Origin of the sequence: Bradyrhizobium hereditatis, from assembly GCF_020329435.1 — a bacterium.
GTDB classification, from domain to species: Bacteria; Pseudomonadota; Alphaproteobacteria; order Rhizobiales; family Xanthobacteraceae; genus Bradyrhizobium; species Bradyrhizobium hereditatis.
Genome location: NZ_JAGKJK010000002.1, coordinates 287,557 through 313,901, shown reverse-complemented (window position 1 = coordinate 313,901; position 26,345 = coordinate 287,557). Strand labels below are relative to the sequence as shown.

Annotated in this window: 28 protein-coding genes; 15 read left to right on the top strand and 13 right to left on the bottom strand. The window is 62.8% G+C overall.

Annotation, left to right across the window (positions count from 1 at the left end; genetic code table 11):
• Window positions 1–84: 84 nt before the first annotated feature.
• Window positions 85–1,344, bottom strand: coding sequence for an MFS transporter (locus J6524_RS06785; protein ID WP_225669600.1), 1,260 nt, complete (start codon window positions 1,342–1,344; stop codon window positions 85–87).
• 639 nt (window positions 1,345–1,983) lie between these two features.
• On the opposite strand from J6524_RS06785, the gene nirB reads away from it, so the two are divergent.
• The 3 genes from nirB to J6524_RS06770 are packed head-to-tail and all read left to right on the top strand — an operon-like array spanning window position 1,984 to window position 7,445.
• Window positions 1,984–4,443, top strand: a complete 2,460-nt coding sequence (gene nirB, locus J6524_RS06780; RefSeq protein ID WP_225669599.1) for a nitrite reductase large subunit NirB — start codon at window positions 1,984–1,986, stop codon at window positions 4,441–4,443.
• Complete coding sequence (gene nirD, locus J6524_RS06775; protein ID WP_225669598.1) at window positions 4,440–4,775, top strand: nitrite reductase small subunit NirD; 336 nt, start codon at window positions 4,440–4,442, stop codon at window positions 4,773–4,775. The genes nirB and nirD overlap by 4 nt, the downstream gene beginning before the upstream one ends.
• 12 nt (window positions 4,776–4,787) lie before the next feature.
• Window positions 4,788–7,445, top strand: a complete 2,658-nt coding sequence (locus tag J6524_RS06770) for a nitrate reductase (protein ID WP_225669597.1) — start codon at window positions 4,788–4,790, stop codon at window positions 7,443–7,445.
• Window positions 7,446–7,521: 76 nt separating this feature from the next.
• Here J6524_RS06770 and J6524_RS06765 read toward each other — a convergent pair whose 3' ends face one another.
• Window positions 7,522–8,460, bottom strand: a complete 939-nt coding sequence (locus J6524_RS06765) for a hypothetical protein (protein ID WP_225669596.1) — start codon at window positions 8,458–8,460, stop codon at window positions 7,522–7,524.
• Window positions 8,461–8,691: 231 nt separating this feature from the next.
• Window positions 8,692–9,330 (bottom strand): TetR/AcrR family transcriptional regulator, encoded by a 639-nt coding sequence (locus J6524_RS06760; RefSeq protein WP_225669595.1) that lies wholly within the window; start codon window positions 9,328–9,330, stop codon window positions 8,692–8,694.
• A gap of 150 nt (window positions 9,331–9,480) precedes the next feature.
• On the opposite strand from J6524_RS06760, the gene J6524_RS06755 reads away from it, so the two are divergent.
• The 9 genes from J6524_RS06755 (at window position 9,481) to J6524_RS06715 (ending at window position 15,249) form a co-directional block, all read left to right on the top strand.
• Window positions 9,481–9,690: a ferredoxin gene (locus tag J6524_RS06755; protein ID WP_225669594.1), complete on the top strand. Its 210-nt coding sequence runs from the start codon at window positions 9,481–9,483 to the stop codon at window positions 9,688–9,690.
• Between the two features lie 62 nt (window positions 9,691–9,752).
• Entirely contained in the window at window positions 9,753–10,973 is a 1,221-nt protein-coding gene (locus J6524_RS06750; RefSeq protein ID WP_225669593.1) for a cytochrome P450, read from the top strand.
• 47 nt (window positions 10,974–11,020) lie between these two features.
• Window positions 11,021–11,308, top strand: coding sequence for a hypothetical protein (locus J6524_RS06745; protein WP_225669592.1), 288 nt, complete (start codon window positions 11,021–11,023; stop codon window positions 11,306–11,308).
• Window positions 11,309–11,372: 64 nt separating this feature from the next.
• Entirely contained in the window at window positions 11,373–11,906 is a 534-nt protein-coding gene (locus tag J6524_RS06740; RefSeq protein ID WP_225669591.1) for a VOC family protein, read from the top strand.
• A 69-nt stretch (window positions 11,907–11,975) separates the two neighbouring features.
• A complete protein-coding gene (locus J6524_RS06735; protein WP_225669590.1) occupies window positions 11,976–12,536 on the top strand; it encodes a carboxymuconolactone decarboxylase family protein in 561 nt (186 codons plus the stop codon).
• 141 nt (window positions 12,537–12,677) lie between these two features.
• Entirely contained in the window at window positions 12,678–13,103 is a 426-nt protein-coding gene (locus J6524_RS06730) for a DOPA 4,5-dioxygenase family protein (RefSeq protein ID WP_225669589.1), read from the top strand.
• Window positions 13,104–13,281: 178 nt separating this feature from the next.
• Window positions 13,282–14,274, top strand: coding sequence for a DUF2778 domain-containing protein (locus tag J6524_RS06725; protein WP_225669588.1), 993 nt, complete (start codon window positions 13,282–13,284; stop codon window positions 14,272–14,274).
• Window positions 14,271–14,540: a hypothetical protein gene (locus J6524_RS06720; protein WP_225669587.1), complete on the top strand. Its 270-nt coding sequence runs from the start codon at window positions 14,271–14,273 to the stop codon at window positions 14,538–14,540. The genes J6524_RS06725 and J6524_RS06720 overlap by 4 nt, the downstream gene beginning before the upstream one ends.
• Before the next feature lie 97 nt (window positions 14,541–14,637).
• Entirely contained in the window at window positions 14,638–15,249 is a 612-nt protein-coding gene (locus J6524_RS06715; protein WP_225669586.1) for a nuclear transport factor 2 family protein, read from the top strand.
• Here J6524_RS06715 and J6524_RS06710 read toward each other — a convergent pair.
• The 9 genes from J6524_RS06710 to J6524_RS06670 all read right to left on the bottom strand — a co-directional run bounded on the left by J6524_RS06710 (window position 15,242) and on the right by J6524_RS06670 (window position 21,998).
• The gene (locus J6524_RS06710; protein ID WP_225669585.1) at window positions 15,242–16,282 is read right to left on the bottom strand and encodes a uroporphyrinogen decarboxylase family protein; all 1,041 of its coding nucleotides are present in this window, start codon (window positions 16,280–16,282) and stop codon (window positions 15,242–15,244) included. The genes J6524_RS06715 and J6524_RS06710 overlap by 8 nt on opposite strands.
• Window positions 16,283–16,376: 94 nt before the next feature.
• Complete coding sequence (locus tag J6524_RS06705; RefSeq protein WP_225669584.1) at window positions 16,377–17,246, bottom strand: fumarylacetoacetate hydrolase family protein; 870 nt, start codon at window positions 17,244–17,246, stop codon at window positions 16,377–16,379.
• A complete protein-coding gene (locus J6524_RS06700; protein ID WP_225669583.1) occupies window positions 17,243–17,908 on the bottom strand; it encodes a polysaccharide deacetylase family protein in 666 nt (221 codons plus the stop codon). Before J6524_RS06700 ends, J6524_RS06705 begins: the two co-directional genes overlap by 4 nt.
• Window positions 17,909–17,921: 13 nt before the next feature.
• Window positions 17,922–18,722, bottom strand: a complete 801-nt coding sequence (locus J6524_RS06695; protein WP_225669582.1) for an ABC transporter permease — start codon at window positions 18,720–18,722, stop codon at window positions 17,922–17,924.
• Window positions 18,723–18,729: 7 nt separating this feature from the next.
• The gene (locus tag J6524_RS06690) at window positions 18,730–19,527 is read right to left on the bottom strand and encodes an ABC transporter ATP-binding protein (protein WP_225669581.1); all 798 of its coding nucleotides are present in this window, start codon (window positions 19,525–19,527) and stop codon (window positions 18,730–18,732) included.
• The gene (locus J6524_RS06685; RefSeq protein WP_249789324.1) at window positions 19,506–19,742 is read right to left on the bottom strand and encodes an ABC transporter permease subunit; all 237 of its coding nucleotides are present in this window, start codon (window positions 19,740–19,742) and stop codon (window positions 19,506–19,508) included. The genes J6524_RS06690 and J6524_RS06685 overlap by 22 nt, the downstream gene beginning before the upstream one ends.
• Window positions 19,703–20,260 (bottom strand): ABC transporter permease, encoded by a 558-nt coding sequence (locus J6524_RS06680; RefSeq protein WP_225669579.1) that lies wholly within the window; start codon window positions 20,258–20,260, stop codon window positions 19,703–19,705. The genes J6524_RS06685 and J6524_RS06680 overlap by 40 nt, the downstream gene beginning before the upstream one ends.
• Before the next feature lie 11 nt (window positions 20,261–20,271).
• The gene (locus J6524_RS06675) at window positions 20,272–21,240 is read right to left on the bottom strand and encodes an ABC transporter substrate-binding protein (RefSeq protein WP_225669578.1); all 969 of its coding nucleotides are present in this window, start codon (window positions 21,238–21,240) and stop codon (window positions 20,272–20,274) included.
• Window positions 21,241–21,287: 47 nt separating this feature from the next.
• Window positions 21,288–21,998 (bottom strand): GntR family transcriptional regulator, encoded by a 711-nt coding sequence (locus J6524_RS06670; protein ID WP_225669577.1) that lies wholly within the window; start codon window positions 21,996–21,998, stop codon window positions 21,288–21,290.
• 188 nt (window positions 21,999–22,186) lie between these two features.
• On the opposite strand from J6524_RS06670, the gene J6524_RS06665 reads away from it, so the two are divergent.
• From J6524_RS06665 to J6524_RS06655, 3 genes are all read left to right on the top strand, one after another.
• Window positions 22,187–22,627, top strand: a complete 441-nt coding sequence (locus tag J6524_RS06665) for a MarR family winged helix-turn-helix transcriptional regulator (protein WP_225669576.1) — start codon at window positions 22,187–22,189, stop codon at window positions 22,625–22,627.
• A complete protein-coding gene (locus J6524_RS06660; protein WP_225669575.1) occupies window positions 22,624–23,397 on the top strand; it encodes an enoyl-CoA hydratase in 774 nt (257 codons plus the stop codon). Before J6524_RS06665 ends, J6524_RS06660 begins: the two co-directional genes overlap by 4 nt.
• Window positions 23,398–23,493: 96 nt before the next feature.
• Window positions 23,494–25,107 carry a GMC family oxidoreductase gene (locus tag J6524_RS06655; RefSeq protein ID WP_225669574.1) on the top strand — a complete coding sequence of 538 codons (1,614 nt, stop codon included), beginning with the start codon at window positions 23,494–23,496 and terminating at the stop codon, window positions 25,105–25,107.
• A 161-nt stretch (window positions 25,108–25,268) separates the two neighbouring features.
• On the opposite strand, the gene hemE is transcribed toward J6524_RS06655, so the two are convergent.
• On the bottom strand, window positions 25,269–26,315 hold the full coding sequence (hemE, locus tag J6524_RS06650; RefSeq protein WP_225669573.1) for a uroporphyrinogen decarboxylase: 1,047 nt from the start codon (window positions 26,313–26,315) through the stop codon (window positions 25,269–25,271).
• Window positions 26,316–26,345: the final 30 nt, after the last annotated feature.

The window sequence follows — 26,345 nt, the reverse complement described above, 5'->3', positions numbered from 1 at the left end:
CTGCCAAGCCTTTTGCTACTGACGCGTTTTCTTCACGCGAACCGGTAACCAGTTCGCTCGAAAACGCTATGGCAGCGCCGGTCGTCAGACCCGCGCTCCCGATGCGGCGCCCCATGTGGTGCGCCAGCGCACCTTGACCATGGCAAGTCCGATGAAACCAAGCAACGCCAGCACGCCAAAAAACAGGAAGCCTGCGCCGAAGCCGCCGGTCATTCCCTTCGCGACGCCGAGCGCCTTGGCAAGGAAGAAACCGCCTATGCCGCCGGCGCAGCCGACCATGCCGGTCATCAGGCCGATCTCCTGCCGGAAGCGGAGCGGGATTAGCTGGAACACGGCGCCATTGCCCATGCCGAGCGCGAGGACGCCGATCGAGAACAGCAAAACCGACATCCAGGCGATCCGCGGCATCTCGGTGAGCGCCCAGCCCGCAGCCGCCGGCGCGGCCGGCCCCTCCGGCATGAAGGCGATGACGAGATACGCCGCCACGACGACGCCAAAGAACATCGACAGCGAGCGGATGCCGCCGATGCGATCGGCAATCAGGCCGCCGACGGGGCGGAAACCGGAACCGAAAGCGACGATCAAGGAGACCAAGAGGCCCGCCGCAACGCCCGAGACGTGATACTGCACCGTGAAGTAAAGCGGCAACGCATTGGCGAGACCAACGAAGCCGCCGAAGGTGATGAAGTAGAAGAACATGAACCAGCGGCTGTCGGGATCGCGCAGCAGCGTACCGTAGGCCTTCAGCGAAACCGGCTTCCGCTCTCCGGGCGCATCCTTGGCGGCATAAATGTAGTAGGCGAGGATCAGCACCATCGGAACGAGCAGCACGCCGAATACGGCCTGCCAGCCCCAATGCTCGGCGATTGTCGGTGCGAACATCGTGTCGAGCACGACGCCCATGTTGCCGGCGCCGGCGATTCCCATCACCACGCCCTGATATTGCGGCGGATACCACCGGCTCGCCTGCGGCAGTGCCACCGCGAATGAAGCGCCGCCGATGCCGAGCGCGAGGCCGAACAGCTCAATCGACAGCTTGCTCGGAAGTCCGAAAAAACAGACCCAGGAGGTCGCAGCGATGACGATGAGCTGCGCCACAATTCCGGTTCGCTTGGCGCCGAACAGATCGGCAAGAAGGCCCATCGGCACCCGCAGCAGCGCGCCAGCCAGAACCGGGATGGCGACGAGCGTAAACTTCTCGTCGACCGCAAGGTTCATGTCGCGCACGATGTAAACGATCAACGGACCGAGCGCGACCCAAGCCATGAAGCTTATATCGAAGTAGAGAAAGGCGGCGAGCAGCGTGGGCCAGTGGCCAGCCTTCTTGAATTCAGCAAACTTCATCGAGCAGCCTCGGACATCGGCGCGTGACACCACGCAAGCCGCGCGGCAATCTCGGCACAGAGGAAGTTAATGTTGGGAAGCGAGTCGTCTCGTCGTTGAGGCGCACTCTCGCCCTTAACGTCAGCAATTCGTGTGCCAGAAAAACCCGACGCGCCGCTTCGCGAGGTTTTGCAGTAGCTTGCCGGGGGCCAAGAAGCCGCCGCGAATGCGGCCGCTGCTCCGATTCTTGGCAAAAGCAGCCGCCCGAACGTGCAGACTGGTGTTTTATTATGCTGTGCTGAGGATGCGCGCTTGAAAGGCCGGTTTCCTCTGCCGTGCCAATCTCTCGGGCACGTTGGCGCGCAATCATGGTTAAGTATTGGTGCTGTGCACAATGGATAACCCGCGTGGATGATTTTTGGGCATTCATGCACGCACTGAAGCAGCCAACCGACTGATCCACCGTCCGAAGTCGGGCGCTCTGCCCGAAAAATTACGGATCCCTTGTTGGCACGCCTCTTGAATACGTGAGATCTCGATCGTCATAGCCGACGAGTCTCTGCCCGCCGATGGGCACCCCCAATCAACCAATCTTATTTGCCGATCGCCGATGCAGGGCTGCGTCGCCGAGCGGGGCCGTCGGAACCTGGATCAGAGAGCATGCTCGATAAAGTGAATAAGCCCAAGTTGGTGGTGATCGGCAACGGCATGGCCGGCATTCGCACCGTGGAAGTGCTGCTGGATCGCGCGCCTGATCTCTACGACATCACCGTCTTCGGCTCCGAGCCATACGGCAACTACAATCGCATTCTGCTGTCGCCCGTGCTCGCCGGCGAGAAGACCGTTGACGACATCATGCTGAACACGGAGCAGTGGTACGAGGATAACGGGATCACGCTGCGCAAGGGCGAGATGATCGAGATGATCGATCGGCGCACCTGCGAGGTCGTCACCGCCGAGGGCGCGCGGGTGCCCTATGATCGCCTGCTGATCGCCACCGGCTCCAACCCGATCATGCTGCCGCTTCCGGGCAAGGATCTGCCTGGTGTCATCGGCTTCCGCGACATTCAGGACGTCGAGCACATGGTCAAGGCGTCGACGAGCTACAAGAACGCCGTCGTGATCGGTGGCGGCTTGCTCGGTCTCGAGGCGGCCAACGGCCTGATGAAGCGCGGCATGAACGTCACCGTCGTGCATCTGCTCGACACGCTGATGGAGCGTCAGCTCGATCAGGTCGCGGGCGGACTCTTGCGCAAGTCGCTGGAAGAGCGCGGCATGGTGTTCAAGATGCCTGCGCAGACCGAAGCGATCCTGGGTACGGATCGCGTGACCGGCGTGCGCTTTGCCGACGGCGAGGAGATTCCGGCGGATCTCGTCGTAATGGCGGTCGGTATCCGCCCGAATGTCGAGTTGGCGCGCAAGGCCGGCCTCTACTGCGAGCGCGGCATCGTCGTCTCCGATACCATGCAGACTTACGATGGTCGCATCTATGCGGTTGGCGAATGCGTGCAGCACCGCCGCCAAACCTACGGCCTCGTGGCGCCCTTGTTCGACCAGGCTAAGGTCTGCGCCAATCATCTCGCCATGAAGGGTTTTGCCACCTATGACGGTTCGGTCGTTTCGACCAAGCTGAAGGTGACCGGGATCGACCTGTTCTCCGCCGGCGACTTCGCGCCAGGCGCGGACAAGGAAGAGATCGTGATGCAGGACGCCTCGCGCGGCGTCTACAAGCGGATCATCCTGCGCGACAAGCGAATCGTCGGCGCCGTGCTCTATGGCGATACCGTCGACGGCCCGTGGTACTTCCAGCATCTGCGCGACGGCACCGACGTGTCCCACATGCGCGAGCGGCTGGTGTTCGGCGCCGCCAATCTCGGCGATGGCGGCCACAGCGGCAAGAATTCGGTCGCCGCCATGAGCGACGATACGGAAATCTGCGGATGCAACGGCGTCTGCAAGGGCACGATCGTCAAGGCGATCAGCGAAAAGAAGCTGTTTACGATCGATGATGTGCGCGCTCACACCAAGGCATCGTCCTCGTGCGGCTCATGTACCGGCCTCGTTGAGCAAGTTCTAGCGTTCACGCTCGGCGGCGACTATTCGGCAGCGCCGAAGGTCAAGCCGATCTGCGCCTGCACCGATCACAGCCATGACGACGCGCGCCGTGTCATCGTCGAGAATGGATTGAAGACCATCCCCGACGTCATGAAGTTCATGGACTGGAAGACGGCGAACGGATGCCACTCCTGCCGGCCCGCCCTGAACTATTATCTGCTCGCGACCTGGCCCGGCGAGTACCGCGACGATCAGCAGTCGCGCTACATCAACGAGCGCGTCCACGCCAACATCCAGAAGGACGGGACCTATTCGGTCGTGCCGCGGATGTGGGGTGGCGTCACCACGCCAGATGAACTCCGCGCCATCGCTGATGTTGCAGACAAGTTCAACATCCCGACGGTCAAGGTGACGGGCGGACAGCGCATCGATCTGCTCGGCGTCAAGAAGGAGGATCTGCCCGCGGTGTGGGCCGACCTCAACAAGGCCGGGATGGTATCGGGCCATGCCTATGCCAAGGGCTTGCGCACGGTGAAGACCTGTGTCGGTTCGGAATGGTGCCGCTTCGGCACGCAGGACTCCACCGGCCTCGGCATCAAGCTCGAAAAGTTCATGTGGGGCTCATGGACGCCGGCCAAGGTGAAGCTCGCGGTATCAGGCTGTCCGCGTAACTGCGCGGAGGCTACCTGCAAGGACGTCGGCGTCGTCTGCGTCGATTCCGGTTACGAGATCCATTTCGCTGGCGCGGCCGGCCTGCACATCAAGGGGACGGAGTTCCTCACCAAGGTGGCGACTGAAGAGGAGACGCTCGAAATCATCGCCGCGCTGACGCAGCTCTATCGCGAGCAGGGCTGGTATCTGGAGCGCATGTACAAGTGGTGCGATCGGGTCGGTCTCGATGCGATCCGCAAGCAGGTGGTCGACGATGTCGCCAACCGCAAGGCGCTGTTCAGCCGCTTCGCCCATTCGCAGCAATTCTCGCAGAGCGATCCCTGGGCGGCGCGCGCCGAGCGCGGCGTCGATCGCAACGAATTCACCCCGCTGGCGGAGTTGGAACTCGCATGACCAAATGGATCGAAATCGGGACTCTGAATGATATTCCCGTTCTCGGCTCGCGCGTGGTGCGGACCGCCTCTGGCAACATCGCGGTATTCCGGACCAGCGATGACGAGGTATTCGCGCTGGATGATCGCTGCCCGCACAAGGGCGGGCCGTTGTCGCAAGGCATCGTCCACAACAAGCGCGTCACCTGTCCGCTGCACAATTTCGTCATTGAGCTCAAAAGCGGCATGGCGGTCGCGCCTGATGAGGGATGTACGCGCGCGCACCCGACCAAAGTGGAGAACGGCATCGTCTGGCTTGGCGTGCAGGCGGTAGCAACCGTGCCCGCCGAGTGAGGGTGATCGCCCGTGCCCGTGAAGACAACCTGTCCGTATTGCGGCGTCGGCTGCGGCGTTCTCGCTGACAGGGATGCCACTGGCGCGGTGACCGTCCGTGGCGATCCGCTTCATCCCGCTAATTTTGGAAAGCTGTGTGGGAAGGGATCGGCGCTCGCCGAGACCGTCGGCCTTGAGGGACGGCTGCTTGCGCCCATCGTCAACGGGCAGGAAACCAGCTGGGATATTGCGCTCGATCACGTCGCGGAGGGATTTGGCAAGATCATTCGCGAGCATGGGCCTGACGCGGTCGCCTTCTACGTCTCCGGCCAGATCCTCACCGAGGATTATTACGTCATCAACAAGCTCGCCAAAGGCTTCATCGGCACGGCTAACATCGATACCAATTCCCGGCTGTGCATGGCCTCGAGCGTGGCGGGCCACAAGCGCGCGTTCGGCAGCGATACCGTCCCGGGCTGCTATGAGGATCTCGAAAGCGCCGATCTCCTGGTCCTTGTCGGCTCCAATGCGGCCTGGTGCCATCCGATCCTCTATCAGCGCATGATGGCCGCCAAGGCCAGCAATCCCGCGTGCCGCATCGTTGTCATCGATCCGCGGCACACGGCTACATGCGATGGCGCCGATCTACACCTGCCGCTTCGCTCGGGCAGCGACTCGGTGCTGTTCAACGGGCTGCTCGCGCATCTTGCGTCGCGCGGTGCCATCGACCGCGCATTCGTGGAGAGCTGCACCACCGGCGCCGAAGCGGCGCTCAAGCAGGTCGCCGGCCAGACGGTTGCCCAGACTGCCGACATCTGCGGCCTGTCCGAAGGCGCCGTGGCGTTGTTCTTCGACTGGTTCGCCAAGACCGAACGCGTCGTCACGCTTTATTCGCAGGGCATCAATCAGTCGAGCAGCGGGGTCGACAAGGTCAATTCGATCATCAACTGTCATTTGCTGACTGGCCGGATCGGGCGGCCCGGCATGGGGCCGTTCTCGCTGACCGGACAGCCCAACGCCATGGGTGGCCGGGAAGTCGGCGGGCTGGCAAATCAGCTCGCCGCGCATATGGACATCGAGAATTCGCGGCATCGCGACATCGTCCAGCGGTTCTGGCAATCGCCTGTCGTCGCGGACAAGCAGGGCCTCAAGGCGATCGACATGTTTGACGCGATCGCCGACCAGCGCATCAAGGCGCTCTGGATCATGTCGACCAATCCGCTGGTCAGCCTGCCGGATGCCGATCGCGTGCGCCGCGGACTAGATGCATGCGAACTTGTTGTCGTCTCCGATTGCATGCGCCACACCGACACCACGCGTCATGCCCATGTGTTGCTGCCCGCGCTCACCTGGGGCGAAAAGGACGGTACCGTCACCAATTCCGAACGCCGCATTTCCCGGCAACGGCGGTTCCTGCCCACGCCAGGTGCTGCAAGGGCCGATTGGCAGGTTGTCTGCGACGTCGCCCGGCGCATGGGCTTTTCTGGATTCGATTATTCGAACGCTGCTGCGATCTTCCGCGAGCACGCGGGCCTTTCCAGTTTCGAGAATGACGGGACGCGTGATTTCGATCTCTCGGCGCTACGGACGCTCGATGATCGCGCCTATGATGCGCTGACCCCGATCCAGTGGCCGGTGACGCGGGAGTATCCGACCGGCACGCCGCGGATGTTCGAAACGCGCGAGTTCTTCACTCCCGATCGAAAGGCCCGTTTCGTGCCGGTGACGCCGCGCGCCTCCGTGAACGCAACGAGCCGCGACTATCCGCTGGTGCTCAATACCGGCCGGGTCCGCGATCAATGGCATACGATGACGCGGACTGGAAAATCGCCGCGGCTACTCGCACATGTTTTCGAGCCTTATGCCGAATTCCATCCTGACGATGCGCGTATGGCCGGCGTCGAGAATGGCGCACTCGCCCGGCTGACCAGCCCGTGGGGCGAGATGGTGGCGCGCGTTGTCGTCACCGCCGAGCAGCGGCGCGGCTGCGTGTTCGTGCCGATGCATTGGAATGGCGAGTATGCCGGCGATGGCCGGGTCAATGCGCTAGTCAATCCGGCGACTGATCCGATCTCTGGACAGCCTGAGTCCAAGCATACGCCGGTCAGGGCGGCAGCCTATTTGCCGAAATGGCATGTCTTCATCCTCAGCCGCCGGGAGATCGAACGTCCCGCCGCGGGGTACTGGGTCGGTGGTCGCTCGGGGACCTGTTGGCGGATGGAGCTGGCCTTCGACGAGCGGCAGCCGAGCTGGCGCGACTGGGCGCGGGAGCAGCTTCGCGTCGGACACGATATCGAATGGATCGCCTATCGCGATCCGAAGGCCGGCCGCTTCCGTTACGCCGCCGTTCGCGACGGCCGGCTGGAGGGCTGCGTTTTCATCGCACCCGATCACAAGCTGGTCTCGCGGTCGTGGCTGACGGGCCTGTTGGCGGAGCCGGCCTTGTCCGCGAATGCGCGGATGTCGCTGCTGACGGGGCAGCCGCTGGATGCCGGCCAGGACGTCGGGCCGATCGTCTGCTCGTGCTTCGGCGTCGGGCAGCATCAGATCTCGGCGGAAATTCGCAAAGGGGCGGCCAGTGTCGACGATATCGGCACCTGCCTGAAGGCCGGCACCAATTGCGGGGCCTGCAAGCCGGAGATCGGCAAGCTGCTACGCGGCGCGGCGGTGCGCGACCCGCATCCGGCATGAAGGCAGACTGAATGGTCCGCCGTTCTGAACGGTCACATTGGCCACAGCGATCGATCGGTGTTTTCCGGCTTCGTTGTTAGTTCTTGATCGCGTAAAGCGGCGTTCGCAGCGTGAGCTGATAGGACGGCTTCGGTGCCCAGGCGATCTGCGCGGTGATACCGAACAGGCGATTGTCGTCGTCGTCCATCCGGTCGAGGTCGAGCCGCAGGATCGGCTGCGTAAACGCTGGAAACGGCGTCAGGTTCAGAATCTGCGCGCCACCGAAGGACTGCACGCCGACGCGGCCGGTGAACTTCCAATTGTTGTCCCACTGATAATAGCCGCCGACATAGCCCATGATATCGGGGCTGACGCGGGCGAGCGGCGTATCGACCAGGACGCGGGTGTATTGCGCGCCAGCAAGCAGCCCGCGCGTCTCATCCGCATCCAGCGCGTAGCTCGCCTCGAGGATGGTGTTGTAAGCGGTCGTAGCCAGCGGCGCTTCGGAAGTCGATCGCGTCGCGTTCGCTTGAACGGTGATCGTCGGAAACGTTCCGCCGTTCTGCTGATAGATGTCGGCCTGGAATCCGACAGTGAAAGCGTAGATCGAGAACGTCGTCCAGGGATCGGTGCCCGCCTGCGAAGTAGCTCCGCTGACACCGCCATAGACCGAGAGCCGGTCGTTGACATCGACGGTCAACGGCAGGTCGGTCGAGAGGCTTTGGCTGGACGGCAGGGTCTGGGTTCGCAGCGAGGAAAGGTTCGTCAGCCTTGATAGTAATGGAGGCGCGGCGAAGCCGATCGAAAGCGAGCCGGCGGGTAGCGTCGAGTAGATGATTCTCATGTCGAGGTAGAGATTGGGCAGGGTCGGCTTGGTTGGGGCCTCATCCTCCTCGTCGTCGGTCTCGTCGTTTCCAAGGGCGAGTCCGGATAGGCACAATGTGAACAGCGCGCCGAGCACCGTGCTTCTGACGAGCCACTTCCGCCCGAATGGCAGACGGCGAGATACGGGGAAATTGGTGAAACCGGTGCTCAAATCAATGCCGCCTTTGATCGGCCGAGATGACCATTTGGCCATGGAGAATACAAGCATCCGTGCGCGACGGGCGTTCGATCCTGTGGCAGGTGTGGCGCATTTGCGCGGTGCGGGGGGAGCGAGGAGGTGCGTCTCACGACGTGTTGTCGCCAGAGGTACGTTCTGTGCGACTTGCCGACTAATGGTCTGTATTGTCGGCGGCGGAAGAAGCCTCTCGTGGAGCCTTCGCTATCACGAGCCGGCCTTGCCGGCCGCTTCGATGGCGACCGACAGCGCGAGCTTGGTCTCCTGCACGATGTCTTCGACCAGCTCCTCGCGGCTGACATGGGCAACCTGGCCGGTGAGCAATCCTTGTTCGGCGAGCATGACGACACCATGCAGAGAGGCCCAGATCTTCAGGGCGCTGCGCTCGCGCAACAGGCCGACGGCCGGCGCCTCCAGCGCCTCCACCAGCAGCTCGAACGTCTCCATGGCCGCGCTGTGCAGCTCGCTGCCTTTCGGTGCGCATGCCATGGTTCTCGACGCGAACATCAGGCGATAGATGCCGTTGCGGCGCAGGCCAAAATCGAGCGTGAGCTGCGCGAAGCGCGACAGTTTCGACTGCTTTGACGGCTTTTCAATCGCCGCACGCATCATGGCGCTGAACTGGCGGAAGGCTTCAGCCGTAACAGCCGTCAGCAGCGTCTCGCGATCGGCAAAATGCTTGTAGGGCGCCGGCTGAGAGACCCCGAGCTTCTTGGCAAGCGCACTGATGCTGACCGCTTCGGGTCCGCCGAGCTCGACTTCGTGCAGCGCGGCCTGAACCAGGGCATCCCGGAGATCCCCATGGTGATAGGCGTTCAGCGCCTTGCGTGCAGGTCGTGGCGGCATTTGGTTCCATCTATAACTTTTGCCTTGACAGCACAACGGCAACGCGAATGTAATATGATATAACTTCGCGCTCAGCCGGCGGGATTGATCCGCCGCGTCCGAGGCAAGGCAGTGCAGGATAATGCGCGCCACAAAAAGGGAAACGCTGCGATGGCTGGAAAGCTGAAGATCCGCGTCGACCAGGACAAATGCCAGGGACACGCGCGCTGCAAATCATTGGCACCCGAACTATTCGATCTCGACGAATACGGCAATGCGCACGAAGCCGGCGACGGCACCGTGCCTGCAGGCCTGGAAGACAAGGCTTACCTCGCCCAGAGTAACTGTCCGGAAATTGCCATCGAGGTGACCGAAGAATAGTCCGCTCCGAGATCGATGTAGCCCGCGTAGATCTGAACGAACCCAGCAGAGGAATTGCTCCGATGTCCGATTCCGCCAGCATCATGCCTGAACATCCGCCGGTCACCGACTGGATCAACGATTTCGACCACACCGATCCGGCATGGACGGAGAACCCGTTTCCAATCTGGGAAAAATTGCGGGCAGCTTCCCCGGTCGTCCACACCGAGCGCTTTCTCGGCTGCTACATGCCGACCACCTACCAGGCGGTGAAGGAAATCGCCTACGACACCGAGCACTTCTCATCCCGGCGTGTCATCGTGCGCGATGTGCGGCCGGAGATCACGGCGCGGGCGCCGCCGATCACGTCCGATCCCCCCGAGCACAAGCCGGCCAAGCAATTGCTGCTGCCGCCGTTCACGCCGGACGCGATGAAGAAGCTCGAGCCGCGGGTGCGCGCGATCTGCAACGAGCTGATCGACGAGTTCATTGCCGACGGCAAATGCGATGCCGCCGCACGCTACACCAAGCACGTGCCGGTGCGCGCGATCGCGCATATGCTCGGAATTCCCGAGAAAGACGGCGATCTCTTCATCAAGTGGATTCACAGCATCCTCGAACTCGGCATCAAGGACGAAAATGCGCTGATGGAGGCGGTGAGGGAGATGACCGGCTACTTCGCCGCTCATCTCGAGCAGCGCAGGAAAGATCCGACCGACGATCTGATCTCGACCTTGATGAAGGCAAGGGACAAGGACGGGAATCCGCTGCCGGATGAACACGTGCTGGGTTCGCTGCGGCTGTTGCTGATCGCCGGCATCGACACCACGTGGAGCGCGATCGGCTCCTCGCTGTGGCATCTGGCGAAGACGCCCGATGACCGCGAGCGCCTGGTCAAGGAGCCCGAACTGATGCCGCTTGCCGTTGAAGAACTGCTGCGCGCCTATTCGCCGGTGACGATGGCGCGCGAGGTGATGAAGGAAACCACCGTCTGCGGCTGCCCGATCAAGCCCGGCAATATGGTTCTGCTGTCCTTCCCCGCCGCGAACCGTGATCCTGCGATGTTCCCCGACGCCGACAAGGTGGTGATCGACCGCAAGGAGAACCGCCACGCCGCATTCGGCCTCGGCATTCACCGCTGCGTCGGCTCCAACCTCGCCCGCATGGAAATGACTGTTGCGATCGAGGAGTGGCTGAAGCGGATTCCGGATTTCAGGCTCGATCCGGCCGGCAAGGTGACGTGGTCGGAGGGCACCGTTCGCGGCCCGCGTCAGTTGCCGCTGCTGTTCGGAAAGACGAACTGAGCATTCGGTGTCGATAGTGTCGTGTCCCGGACGCAGCGCGGCACGAAGTGCTGCGCCGCACCGCATCCGGGACACGCGTTTCACTGCTACTTCATCTCGATCTTCGCGTCGCTTGCGACTTTCTTCGAGGCGTCGATGTCGCGGGCATTGATGTCGCGCTGCTGGTCTACCGCGATGAACTCCGCGTAGATGCCGAGCGCCAGCAGTTTTTCGAGATGTCGGCCTCACTCAGAGACTCCATATCGCGAAATGGAATCCTGTGGCTCGCCAGCGATGAAAGCCGCTATGTCACCGGCGCCGAGCTCGTGATCGATGGCGGCAGATCGATCGGTTGAACGGCGGGATAGGAACAACAACAGGCGGAAAGATCTGCCGCCGGCAAGCGGACGGGAGGTCGTGATGAGTCGTATCTTTGGTGCAGTCTGCCAGAACGGCTACGTCGTGCGCGACATCCGCGCCGCCATGGATCATTGGGTCAATGTGATGGGCGTTGGCCCCTGGTACTATATCGACAGGGTCAAGACCGATTACTTCCGCCACCGTGGTCACGACTCCGCCATGGAGATGAGCGTGGCGCTCGCCAATTCCGGGGATCTCCAGATCGAGCTGATCCAGCAGCGCAACGATGCGCCCTCGATGTACAAGGAGTTTCTCGATTCCGGCCGCGAAGGCTTGCAGCACATGTCGTACTGGACGCGAGACTACCAGGCTCTCTATGACCGCGCGCTGTCGCTCGGTTACAAGGTGGGCCACGAGGGACAGATCGGTGGCGAGAAAGGCCGCTTTGCCTATTTCGACACACAGGCTCATCCCGGCACTGTTGTGGAGATTTCTGACATCAGCGGCAGCAAGGGCAGCTTCTTCGAACACATCCGCAAGGTCGCTGCCAGCTGGGACGGCTCCGATCCGATCCGCCAAGTCGGGGGTCGCTGAGCGGTGCGTGCCATCAGCAGCGATAGAACCAGCGCGCAGGCACGAAACAACAAATGCAAGGAAAACCGGATGGCAAGACTTCCCCTGATCGACCCGGCGACAACCAACGGCGACATCCGCGCTTCCTTTGACAGGATGCCGGTCGTCCTGAACATCTTCAGGATGATGGCGCATGCCGAGGCCAATTTCATTCCGGCGATGCGGTTCGCCAATTCGATCCTGCACCGCCAGAAGCTCAGTCACATCAATCGCGAACTACTGATCCTCCAGGTCGCGCAGTGGGAGCATGGCGAATATGAGTGGCGGCAGCATGTGCCGATCGCGCTCGGCGTCGGCGTCACGCAGCGGCAGATCGATTGCATCGAACACAGCAGATACGATGATGCCGCGTTCAATGCAGCCGAAATGGCGCTACTGGCGTTCGGCCGCGAGGTCATTGAGAACGTGCGCGTTTCGGCACCGGTCTTTGCCGCCATGCGCAAGCATTTCAGCGAGCAGGAAATCGTTGAGTCTATCCTCGCGATCGGCTTCTACATGACGATGGCCCGCCTGACAGAGGCAACCGAAGTGGACCTCGACCCCGCCGCCGGGATGACCGTCTTTGAGGGTGGCAAAAAGCGAACGGGCTGATCGCCGGTCCTTTTCAGGCCGTCACGCTGGCGGTAGAGATCGTCGAAGAGGCGGCGCCCGGGCTGCTAGCACGCATTGACCGCTCCACCCGTTGCGGCGATCATCCGCCGGTCCAAGAGGCATCGGCGTGGAGCGCCTGAGATGACGGATGAGCCGAAAACGACCGGTCCGCGACCCCTACGTGAAATCGCCAGCTATCACGCCCACATCTACTATGATCCGGCGACAACAAAGGCCGAAGCCGAGCAGTTGCGTACCTGGATTGGCGAGCGCTTCTCGGTCACGCTCGGACGGTGGCACGACGTCAAGGTTGGCCCGCATGATCAGGCCATGTACCAGGTGGCTTTTGCCCGCGAGATCTTCGCCGAACTGGTGCCCTGGCTCATGCTCAACCACGGCAAGTTGAGCGTTCTGGTCCACCCGAATACGACCAATCCGCGGAGGGACCATCTGGCCGACCCGATCTGGATCGGGCCGGCGCTCGCCGTGCACGGCGACAAATTGCCCGAACATGCCGAGATGGAGCAGGCGCCGGTGCCCAATACCAATCCGCTTCTCCGGCCCTGACAGCCCCCTTTCGCGGCCGGAAAAGCCGCATGACTGGGCCGGAGTCTCACGGATTCAGCCTCTTACGATGCCGCTTCCGCTCGTCTCGATTATGCCTTACTTTGGTTTCCATTATGGTGGGGTTATTCGGCGAATCCTAGGAATCAGACGTGATTCCAAAGCGCCGAGCCGGGGATAGATGGGTAGGTCGAAGACCAGCGCAGGCGGGCTTGCTTCGAGCCGTGGTAGCCGATTGCTCCGCGAGGCGGCGTTCGGCACGGCGGCGCTCGCCATGGCGTTGGGGCTTGCTGCCTGGGTGACCGATTTCGATCTGGCCGGTTGGATCAATCCCGCATCCGCTAATGTCGCCAGCAGCGCACCCTCATTCGATGAGCGGTTCGGGCCAAGCTCGGTGCGCCGTTCGCTGGCCATCAGCTATCCCTGGCGTTCCGCCGCCCGTTCGCAGCGTGCAGATTTCGATGCGGAATTCGGCCACATCGAAAACCAGTTGGGCTGGCAATTGCGTGAGGCGCAGGACGAGGTTCAGCCCACGCCGCCCGCCCCGACGGTCGAAGCGGCAATTCCGCTGCCGAGGTCCCGGCCGGTGCTGGCCAATCTTCAGCCGATGCGGAGCGAGCCACCGACTGTCTCGTCCGACAATCGCACGATGTTCGAGAAGCTCGCCGATCTCGTGCCGATGAAGTTCTCGCTGGCCTCGCTGACGCCGGGCGACGGACTCGGCGAGCGCGCGGATCTGGGGGCGCTTGGCTATGACAGCCAGACCGCGGTCTACGATATTTCGGCCCGGACGGTGTACCTGCCCAACGGCACGCGACTCGAGGCGCATTCGGGACTAGGCAGCCTGATGGACAATCCGGCCCACGTTGACCGGCGCATGGTCGGCGCGACGCCGCCGAACGTCTATGATCTGAAACCGCGCGAGAAGCTGTTTCACGGTGTCGCGGCGCTGCGCATGACGCCGGTGGGCGACAACGAGATGCACGGCCGAACGGGCCTGCTCGTGCACAGCTACCTGCTCGGGCCAAACGGCGATTCCAACGGCTGCGTCTCTATCAAAGACTATGACAGATTCTTGCAGGCCTACCGGAACGGCGAGGTTAAACGTCTCGTCGTCGTGCCGAGCCTGCGCGAAGGCCTCACCGCGTCGCGGCGTTCACCGTCTGCGTCATGACCGCGATTGCGGGCGACGTTTCCGATTCCGACACGCCACTGCGCGCGGTTTTCCAGATCAACCTGAACGGTAAGTCGGTATCGATCACGACCGTTGGCCAGGCCTATCGCTTCATCACCAGTCTCAGTACGATCGAATGGATCGAATTCCGTGCGCTGCACGCCGATGCCGTCAGCTCGCTGCAGCGCGCCGCCGGCAACGCGATGCTGACCGTGCAGGCGACCGACGCACTACGGGTGCTGTTCGTCCGCGCCAGGCTGTTGTGAAGCTATCGCGCCGGCGGTCCCCTCCCGCTCGGTTCGTCTTGGCAGCAGAGCCGGACGCCGGTATGCCTCGAGAAGTACATCCGAAGGAAACGTTCGCATGCCCGCAAGCCACGCCGAGATTGAAGACGATCGCCTGATCCGCGAATTGTTGCAGAACTGGGCAATCTGGCGCGATGCCGGCGACTGGGAGCGATTCCGCACCGTCTGGCATCCGGACGGCCGCATGATGGCGACCTGGACGCAGGGCACCGGCGACGAGTTCATCGAAATCAGCAAAAAGGCCTGGGCCAAGGGCGTCAGCATCCTGCATTTTCTCGGCGGCATCTCGGTCGACCTCGCCGGCCACCGCGCGATCTCGCAGACCAAGATGACGATCTCGCAGCGTGCCGAGGTCGAAGGCGTGCTGTGCGACGTGCTCTGCACCGGCCGGTTCTACGATTTTCTGGAAAAGTGCGACGGACGCTGGGGCATCGTGCTGCGCCAGCCGATCTATGAGAAGGACCGCATGGACCCCGTCACGCCCGGCGCGATGCCCGTCCTCGACAAAGCCCTGCTCGAGCAGTTTCCGCCGGGTTACCGCCACCTCGCATATTTGCAAACCCGCATCGGTTACACGGTGAAGCGCGACATGCCGGGCCTGAAAGGGCCTGAAGTCGAAGCCTTGTACGCGCGGGGCGCGGCATGGCTGCGGGGCGAGCCGCTTAGCTAATCTCCTTGCGAACGATCGCCGCCGCTTCGCACATCGCCTTAAGCTTTCCGAACGCGATATGGCGTGGCATGTATTTCATGCCGCAGTCAGGCGCGACGACAAGACGGTCCGCGGCGACGTGCTTCAGCCCGTTGCGAATGCGCTCCGCCACGACCTCCGCCGGTTCGATCTCAGGATTGCCGAGGTCGAGCACGCCGAGCATGATCTTCTTCGACGACAGATCCTTGAGCACGCCGAGATCGAGCTTCGGCTGCGCCGCCTCGATCGAGATCTGCTCGGCCCTGGTGTCGGCGAGTTCGGCGAGGAAGGAATAGCCGGCCGGCTTGGTCGAGCCGGGCACGACCGCGGCATAGCCGAAGCACAGATGCACCACGGTCGGCACGCTGATGCCTTCCAGCGCGCGGTTAATCGCCTTCACGGCATAGCGCCGGGCCAAATCAGGATTGTTACGCACCCAGGGCTCGTCGAGCTGGATCACGTCGGCGCCGGCCCTCTGCAGATCCAGCGCCTCGGCGTTGACGGCTTCGGCAAACGCCATCGCCAACTCCTCGTCGTCCTTGTAGAACTCGTTCTTCGCCTGTTGGCTCATCGTGAATGGGCCAGGCAGGGTGATCTTGGCCGCGCGATCGGTGTTTTGGCGCAGAAATTCCATGTCATGTAGCTCGACCGGGCCGCGGCGTTTCACCGGACCGACGACGCGGGGGACCGGCGTCTGGTGCCCGCTGCGCGAGGTGATCATCGCCGGGTTTTCGTCATCGACGCCTTCCAGTGCGGTGGCAAAGCGGTTGGAATAGCTTTCACGGCGGATTTCACCGTCAGTCACTATGTCGATGCCGGCCCGCTCCATATCCCGGATCGCAACGATGGTGGCGTCATCCTGCGCCTCTTCAAGATGTTCGGCCGGCAACCGCCACATCGCATGCATGCGCGTGCGCGGCACCACCTTCGACAGCATCGCACGATCGACCAGCCATTCCGGCTGCGGATAGCTGCCGACAACGGTGGTCGGCAGCAGATGCTTCGGCAGGTTCATGATCGTCTCCGTGCTCTTGTTATTGCGTTTTCGATAGCGTTTTCGAGCGAAGTGGGTACCGGTTCGCGTGAAGAAAACGCGTCAAAAAAGAATATCAGGCCGCGCGCGTCGCCGTCGCCGCAACCTCGTCCTTGACCGGATTGCGCAGCACGCCGATGCCGGAAATTTCGACCTCGACCACATCGCCATCCTTCATCCACAGCGGCGGCGTGCGGAAGGCGCCGACACCACCCGTGGTGCCGGTGACGATGACGTCGCCGGGGACGAGTTCGGTGAATGTCGAGCAATAGGCGATCAAGGCAGGGACGTCGAAGACGAGGTCCGAGATCGGCGCCGCCTGCACCTCGACTCCGTTGAGGCGGGTCGCGATCGTCTGCTTGCTGATATCAGGGATTTCGTCGGTCGTGACCATCCACGGGCCGAAGGCGCCGGTGCCGACAAAGTTCTTGCCTGGCGCGAATTGCGAGGTGTGGCGCTGCCAGTCGCGGATGCTGCCGTCATTATAGCAGGCATAGCCGGCGACGTGCGCGAGCGCCGCCTCGCGCGCGATGCGGCGGCCGGCCTTGCCGATGATGACCGCCATCTCGCCCTCATAGTCGAACCGCTCGGACTCCAGCGGCCGGATCATCGGCTGGTTGCCGCCGACCTGGCTGTTGGCGAAGCGAGTGAAGATCATCGGATGCGGCGGGGTGGGGTGGCCGCTTTCGGCGAGATGCGTGGCGTAGTTGACGCCGATGCAGAAGATCTTGTCCGGGTCGGGGACGGTCGGCAGTAACTCGATTTCGGCCAGCGCATAGTCGGGACGTTCGCCTTGCAGCACTTTCAGGGCGTCGAGCGATCCGTTCGCCAGCAACGTCTTCAGCGTCGGCCACTGCTTCAGTCGCTTGCCGGCGTCGACGATGCCGGCATTGGTCACCAGGCCGTAGGTTGCCGTCTGACCTGCCTTGAAACTCGCAATCTTCATTGTCTGGTACTTTCTTCGATGGAGGAAACATAGGATTCGATGGGACGCACGATTTCACCGCAGCGGATCGGGACGCATTCGGCCGGAAAATCCTGACGAAAGCGCGCGCCTGCTTTCTCGGCGGAATCGACAAACCGTTCGAGATGGTCCATCGCGCCGCTCGGAAGGTCGTGCAGAACCATCAGGCTCCATGGCTGCGACCGGCACTGCTCGAGGGCTCGCTCGGCCCAGCCGTCAGGATCGTCCCAGTCGCGCGGAATCGCGTTCCAGAGCACACAGCTATGCTTGTTACGGGTGAGATAGTCGACCACGGACGGCTTCAACAGCCGCTCGTCGAGATTGCCGCCGCCGCCGAACGGCCGGAACCAGCGCTTGGCGTGCGCGAGCTCACCGATCGCGGCCTGCGTGCGCCCGATCTCATTCTGGGCAGCGTCCGGGTCGCGTTGCTGGCCGAGCGGCACCGTGTGCGTAAAGGTGTGATTGCCGATCCAGTGGCCTTCGTCGTGCGCCCGCGCGGCAAGTCGGCGGCGTTCGGCGTCGCCAAGTTTTTCGCCGATCACGAAGAAAGTCGTTTTGATACCGCGTTCGCGCAAGATATCGAGCACGCGCGGCGTCACGCCCGGCTCGGGACCATTGTCGAATGTCAGCGTCAGGTCGAACAACGCCGTCACTCCGTCAGGTCGCTGGCTGCAGCGCCGTGGGCGCGATTTCTTCCGCCGCGCGTTGACCGGCGCGGGTGCCGGTCTGCCAGATCGCGGCCTTGCGCTCGATCCACTTGATTGCGGCGTTGAAGGCGACCGCCATCGCCAGTACCAGGAGCACGCCGGCGAACACATGCGGGCTATCCAGAATAGTGCGGTAGCGCGAAATCAGATAGCCAATCCCGGCGGACGAAATCAGCATCTCCGAGACGACTACGCCGACGATGACAAGCGCGCCGCCGACGCGCAGTCCGGACAACACGGTCGGGATCGCGGCCGGGATGATGACGCGCACCAGCCGCTGGCTCAGCGTCGCGCCCATGCTGCGGGCGGCGAGCAACAGTTGCGGATCGATGGTCTGGATCCCGGCGGCGGTCGCCAGCATCGTCGGCAGGAAGCCATAGATCGAGGCGAACGCGATCTTGGATTCAGAGCCGATACCGAGCCAGACGGTGAATACCGGATAGAGGATGACCAGCGGCACCGCATAGAGGCTCGATACCATCGGCATGATCAGGATGCGCGGCCGCGGCAGGCTGCCGACGATAGCGCCCAGCAGGATGCCGCCGCCGCAGGCGAACGCCATCGAGATCGCGATCTCGTAGAGCGTCACGGCAAGGGCATGACCGTACTCGCCGGCCTCGTTCCAGCCGGCGGCGAGCGTCGACGACAGCGATGGCAGGAACAATTCGGGAATGAAGCCGGCGCGCGGCAGGATCTCCCACAGGGCGATGAGGCTGATCACGATCAATCTGCGAAGGGCTGCTGCGCTCATGTTAGCCTCACGCCGATTTGCGAATGTGGCGCCAGATGCGGTCGCGCAGGCTTCCGAACGTGTCGCCGCTCAGCATCTCATAAGTGCGCGGACGGGGCAGCGAGACCTGCAAATGGTCGACGATGCGGCCGGGCCGCGGCGACATCACGATCACCTCGTCGGCAAGATAGACCGCTTCCGTCAGGCTGTGGGTGACGAACACCACTGTCTTGCCCGTGGCGGCCCAGATCCGCAGCAGTTCGTCGCCCATGGTCATGCGGGTCTGTTCGTCCAGCGCCGCGAACGGCTCGTCCATCAGCAGAACCGGCGGGTCCTGCACCAGACCACGCGCGATCGAGACGCGCTGCTTCATACCCCCGGACAATTCGTGCGGATGACGCTTGCCGAAGCCGTCGAGGCCAACGAGTTTCAGCGCGTCCTGCGCCCGGCCGCGGCGATCGCCTTTCGCGACGCCGCGGAGCGCCAGCGGAAATTCGACGTTCTCTTCAGCCGTCAGCCAGGGAAACAGGCTCGCTTCCTGAAACACGACGCCGACGCGATTTGGATCGGGCTCCGGGATCGGCGCGCCGCTGACGGTGATGGTGCCGGAAGTCTGCTGGCGCAGACCGGCCATCATCATCAGGAGGGTCGACTTGCCGCAACCGCTCGGGCCAACCAGCACGACGAAACGGCCGGGTTTAACGTCCAGCGAGACGTTCTCCAGAGCAACGACGTCTTGCGTCGTGGTCTTGAAGATCTGGCCGACATTGCGGACTTCGATCGCGCCGGCCGGCTTCAGCGGGGTTATGTTCGCCAATGGCTGCATCGTGTTTCCACCCATCTGACCAGCTCGTTGAAGGCAATCGCGATCACGGCGATCATCACCACGCCGGCGAGCAACTGCTTCATCTGGAAGTTTTCGCCCCAGGTCGCGATCTGATGACCGATGCCGTCGCGCGAGGCATACATCTCGGCAAGAATTACGCCGGTGAGATTGAAAATCATCGAGATCCGCAGCGCCTCCAGCAGAACGGGAAGCATGCTCGGCAAGTACACGCGAAACGCAGTCTGCATCGGCGTCGCGCCGTAGGAGCGGCGATCGTGAGATGCTCGACCTTGACCGACTCCACCGCGGTAGTCGTTGACATGATCACGATAAAGATTGTCGAGAAGAAGCCGAAGCCGACCTTCTGCGAGAAGCCGACGCCGAACACCAGGATGAACATCGGCAGGAAGATCGATTTCGGAATGCTGAAGGCAAAGAACAGCAGCGGTTTTGCCACGTCGGCAAAGTAGCGGTTCTCAGCAATGAGAAAGCCGATCATCGCGCCGACGGGAACGGCGAGCGCAAACGCGGTCACCACCTCAGTTGCTGTGACCGCTAGATCCTTGCGCACGCTCGCCCGCTGCAGGAGGTCACCGAGCGTCACAAGCGTGTCGGAGGCGGAAGGAAGCAGGCGCGGGTTGACGATGCCGGTCTGCGACAGGATTTCCCATATCGCAAACAGCGCCACCACGATGGCGACCCGAGCCGCCTTTACGCCGAGCCCGCTTTGCATCGCGCCAGCCTTTAGAACTTGGTTGGAACCGGCTTGAACTGCGTCGAGATGATCTCCGCCGCAGGCACCAGATCCTTCATGCCGCCGGCCTTGGCCATATCGAGCGCGAGCTGAAGCTGCTCCGCAATCTTCGGCCCGTCCATGCTGCCGTCGGTCTCCAGCTTCATGATCGTCTCATACTCCAGCGCCGCGATCTCGGCCGGAATTTCATAGAGCTCGGTGATTAGCTTGACAGAGGCGTCCTTGTTCGCGCGCATGTACATCAGCGCGCCATAGAGCGCGTTCAGCGTCTTCTGCACGAGCTGCGGCTTTTCCTGCACGTATTTGTCGAGCGCGATCCAGCCGGCCGCGAGGTTCGGCGGCACTTCCTTGGAGAAGTCGAGGATGGTGCGTGCTTCGCCCGATTTCGAGATCTGGAAGCTCAGCGGCGAATAGACCACCGCCGCGTCGACATTCCCGGCCAGCAGGTTCGGCACCAGGCCGCCACCGCCGACGGGAACTCGGGTGAATTCGATCTTCTTGTCCTGCTGCGTCCACAGCGCCAGCAAATCGGAGCCGGAGCCTGCGGAGGTGATGGCGACCTTCTTGCCGTTCAGATCCTTGACGCCGAGCGTCGATTTCGAAAGCGTCATCAATTGCCAGCCGTAATAGCCCATGGCGGCATTCGCGAGCACCTTCGAGTTCACGCCCTTCTTGCGTCCGGCCGACACCAGCGAGGTGGCATCGAGAATGACGTCGGCGGCGCCCGCCGCCATCGCCTCGAACGTCTCGGCGCCGCCGCGATAGATCGTCAGTTCGGCCGCGATGCCTTCCTTCTCAAACAGCTTCTGCCGCACTGCGGTTTCCGCGATCGTGGTCGGCCAATAGGTCTTGGTGGGAAGGCCGATGCGGACCTTGTCGGCGGCCTGCGCCATGGAAGTTGCGCCGAGCGTGGTCGCCAGCGTGATCGTTGCCAGAATGTGGCGTCGCGTGATTTTCATTGTGACGTTTCCCTTTGCTTTTCTTGATTGGTTAGGGCTTCGAACGATCAGAGGACGTCGCGACCTCCGGCAGCCTTTGGTGTGGCGAGTTCGACGAGATGCATGGTCGTCATGAAATGCTTCGAGAGCGCGGCGACCGCCGCATCGGCATTGCGCTTGAGCGTGGCATGCACGATGGCGGCGTGTTCAGCTTCGACATCACGGGTTTTTTCGTTGTTCCGCCGGATCGAGAGCCGCCGATAGCGCTCGCTCTGTTCATGCAGCACGTCGCGGAAGCCGAGCAGCCATTGCGACCCGCACGCATTTACCAGTGTGCGATGGAAGACGCGATGCCGCACCACCCATTCCTCGTAATGATGCGTCGGATCGTCAGGATAGGTGTAGGGCACGGCGCAAAGCGCCGCGAACGATTTCTCGACTGAGGCAAGCCAGGCCGCGTCGCCGCGCTCGATCGAACGGCGCAGCGCCAGTCCCTCGATGTCGACGCGGGTTTGCGTCACGTCGCGGAGATCGGCTGATGATACCGGACTGACGCGAAAGCCGCGCTGATCGGAGGCCTGCACCAATCCGTCCGCAACCAGACGCGACAGCGCTTCGCGCACCGCGGCAAGGCTGACGGAAAACTGCTTGGCGAGCCCGGCAATATGCAGCTTTTGGCCGGGCAATAGCCGGGTTGAGAGAATGTCGGCGCGCAGCCGCTCCTGAACGGCGGACGTCAGGCTTCGAGGCCGTTCTTCGGTGCGGTCACTAAAACTCAACCCAATACTGCTCATGGCGGCGCAGAGTGGCGAGAGACGGTGAAGCCGTCAATCGAAAATCGATTTTTTTGATAAGGCTTTGTTCCAATGCGGATTTCAGGATGCCTTGGTTGACGTGATTTCCCGCGTGACAAGCCTCCGGCATCTGGATAGATAGTTCGCATGCGAAATAAATCGACTTTGCCGATATGAGCCCGCGCCGCGAACATCGCCTGGTGTTCCTGCTCAACGTGGCGCAGCGGCGGCTGCAGCGCTGGATTGCAGCGCAGACGCAGAGAAACGGGGTTACAGCGGCGCAGTCGGGATTGCTGTTCGTTCTTGGTCAGCGCGATGGCGTGCTGATGGGCGAGGCAGGCGCGGCGCTCGATCTCGGCCCGCCCGGGATCAGCGGACTGGTGGACCGGATGACGGCAGCGAACCTGATCAAACGGCGCGCCGATCCGGATGACGGTCGCGCGTGGCGGCTATGGCTGACGCCGGCCGGGCGCGCCGCGCTGGCGCAGTCGAAGGCCGGGCTTGCCGAGATCAATGCGCGCCTCACGGACGGATTTACTGAAGCCGAGATCGATGTCGTCGCGCGCTGGCTCGCCAGCCTGCAGGGCAAATTTCCCAAAGGAGAAGACGAATGACCGAGCATATCAAGATCGAGAAGAGCGACGGGATCCTAAGCCTGACGATGGCGCGGCCCGACAAGAAGAATGCGCTGACCAACGCGATGTACGGCGTGCTAGCCGATACGATGGAAGCGGCCGAGACTGATCCATCCGTGCGTGTGCTGCTGATCAGGGGCGAGGGCGACATGTTCACCGCCGGCAACGACGTCGGCGAATTCGCGGCCATGGCGACGGGCGCATTTCAGGGCGAGCGGCATGTCAGCCGTTTCGTGCAGGCCCTCGCGAAATCCAGCCGTCCGCTGGTCGCCGCCGTACAGGGACGCGCTGTCGGCATTGGCACCACGATGCTGCTTCATTGCGATCTGGTCTTGCTGGCCGAGAACGCGCTGCTGTCGACGCCGTTCGTCAATCTCGCTTTGGTGCCGGAAGCTGCTTCCAGCCTGCTGATGCCGCTCCGCATCGGCTATGCGCGCGCCTATGAAATGTTCGCACTGGGCGAGGCCGTGGACGCCAAATCCGCCTTCGCTTGGGGGCTCGCCAACCGCGTGGTGCCGCTGGATAAGCTCGACGCAGAGGCAAAGGCTCTCGCCTCGCGTCTGGCGAGACAGCCAGCGGGTGCCATCAGCATCACCAAGCGCCTAATGCGCAACCCCGAACTGCTGCTGGCGCAGATCATGGCGGAGAGCGAGCAGTTCGCGGAACGCCTGACGACCGCCGAGGCGCGCGAGGCTTTCGTCGCGTTCGCCGAGCGCCGGCCGCCGGACTTCCTGAAACTCGCGAGCTAGCCGGCGTAACCGCTTTCTCCCCGCCCGCGAGCGCGAGGCAATTGACCGCCGGTGGCGGTCCCGCTACCTGTTTTGGGTTGCGTGCGGGGGAAACGAATGAACAAGAACAATGAAGCTTCCGAATTCGACTATGTGATCGTCGGCGCCGGCTCGGCCGGATGCGTGCTCGCCAATCGCTTGAGCGCCGACGGCAAGCACTCCGTCCTCCTGCTGGAGGCCGGACCGAAGGATACCAATCTCTGGATCCACGTGCCGCTCGGCTACGGAAGGCTGTTCAAGGAAAAGTCAGTCAACTGGATGTACCAGACCGAGCCGGAACCCGGTTTGAATGGCAGGCAGGTATTCCAACCTCGCGGCAAGGTGCTCGGCGGCTCCAGCTCGATCAACGGTCTGCTCTATGTGCGCGGCCAGCATGAGGACTACGACCGCTGGCGCCAGCGCGGCAATGCCGGCTGGGGCTATGACGACGTGCTGCCCTATTTCAAGAAGGCCGAGAACCAGCAGCGCGGCGCCGACAAATATCACGGCACCGGCGGTCCACTGCCGGTATCCGACTGGCGGCATCACGACCCCTTGTCGGAAGCCTTTGTGGTCGCCGCCGCCGAGGTCGGTATTCCGACCAATCCCGATTTCAATGGCGCTACCCAGGAAGGCGCGGGATTTTTCCAGACCACGACCAGGCGCGGCCGCCGCGCCAGCACGGCGTTCTCCTACCTGCGGCCCGCCAGGAAACGGCCTAACCTGCATATAGAGACTTCCGCGCTGGCGCAGCGCATCCTGTTCGAAAGTCGTCGGGCCAAGGCGGTCGAATACAAGCAGGACGGCCGCGTGCGCACCGCACGGGCGCGCAAGGAGATTCTTGTCTCCAGCGGCGCATATAATTCGCCGCAACTGCTGCAGCTCTCGGGCGTCGGACCGGCGGATCTTCTGAAGCAGCACGGCATCGAAATCGTGCTCGACGCTCCCGGCGTCGGCAATGATCTGCAGGACCACATGCAGGTCCGACTGATCACGCGCTGCGCGCAAAAAGTGACGCTGAATGATGTGGTCAACAATCCGGTTCGCCGGGTGATGGCGGGCATTCAATATGCCGCCTTGCGCAAGGGACCGCTGACGATCGCTGCCGGCACCTCGGGTGCATTCTTCAAGACCAGCCCGCGGCTGGCCTCGCCCGACATCCAGATTCACTTCCTGCCGTTCTCGACCGACAAGATGGGCGAGAAGCTGCACTCGCTTTCCGGCTTCACGGCATCGGTCTGCCAGTTACGTCCCGAGAGCCGCGGCTCACTGCGCATCAGAAGCGCCGATCCGTCCGAGCCGCCGGAAATCCGCATCAATTATCTCGCGACCGAGACCGATCGCCGTGCCTTCATCGATGGCATCCGCATCCTGCGCAGAATTCTCGCAGCACCGGCGCTGAAGGCTTACGCGGTCGCGGAGATCGATCCCGGTCCGAAGGCGCAGAGCGACGATGAACTGCTGGATTTCTGCCGACGTACCGGCAGCACCGTCTATCACCCGACCTCGACCTGCCGGATGGGCAACGATCCGCTTGCCGTCGTCGACCAGCGGCTGCGTGTGCGCGGTATCGACGGCTTGCGTGTGGTCGATGCGTCCATCATGCCGGACCTGATGTCGGGCAATACCAACGCGCCGACCATCATGATCGCGGAAAAGGCTTCCGACATGATTCTGGAGGACGCGAGGTAGACAACGGCGGCAAACGCCGATGTCATCATCCGCCAACGGGTCGCGCGAATGCGCGCCCGATGACAGGCTCCGGCGGATGATCCAGTACTCCGTGGCGGTGCAATTCAAAACTCAGGCCGGCGATTACTGGATACCCGCCTTCGCGGGTATGACGGCCTGGGTCACCCCTTCCACGTCCGCACCCGCTTGATCATCTGTTCGACATGCGCGATCGGGGTTTCCGGCAGAATGCCGTGGCCGAGATTGAAGATCAGCCGCCCTTGTCCGTAATTCGCCAACACGTCGTCGACGGCGCGATCCAGCGCAGCCCCACCTGCGATCAGCGCCAGCGGATCGAGATTGCCCTGCACCGCAACGCGGTTCTGCACGCGCTCGCGGATCAATGACGGCTCGGCCGCCCAGTCGATGCTGACGGCGTTGACGCCTGACGCCTCCACATAGGCCGGCAGCAATGCGCCCGCGCCGCGGGGAAAGCCGATGATCTTCGCATCGGGCACTTTCGCGCGCACGCCGGCGACGATGCGTTTCGCCGGTTCGATCGACCATCGCTCGAATTCGCGCGGCGGCAGCACGCCGGCCCAGGTGTCGAAGATTTGCAGGCAATCGGCCCCGGCTTTGAGCTGGCCGAGCAGATACTGGATCGAATTCTCCACCAGCACATCGATGATCTCTGCAAAGGCTTCCGGATGGCGATAGGCCATCATCCGCGCTGGCGCCTGATCCGGCGTGCCTTGGCCGGCGACCATGTAAGTTGCCACCGTCCATGGCGCGCCACAGAAACCGATCAGCGCGATGTTGGATGCAAGTTCACGCCGCACGCGGCGCTGCGCTTCATAAACCGGCTCGAGCTTTCCAAAATCGGCGTTGCGCGCCAGCGTCGCCACCTTCTCCGGCGCGTCCAGCGGATCGAGCCGCGGGCCTTCGCCGGCCTCGAAGCGCACCGACCGACCGAGCGCATAGGGGATGACGAGAATGTCGGAAAAAATGATCGCTGCATCGAAGTTGAAACGGCGGATCGGCTGCAGCGTCACCTCGGCGGCATATTCAGGCGTGAAGCAGAGATCGAGAAAGCTCCCCGCCTTGGCGCGCAGCTCGCGATATTCGGGGAGATAGCGGCCGGCCTGGCGCATCATCCATACGGGTGGCACCGCCTGCCTGCGGCCGGAGAGCACTTCGATAAGAGGTTTCACGGCGGATTTCTGGGGCAATCGAAAAGTTCCTGCGCGGGCTGCTGATCT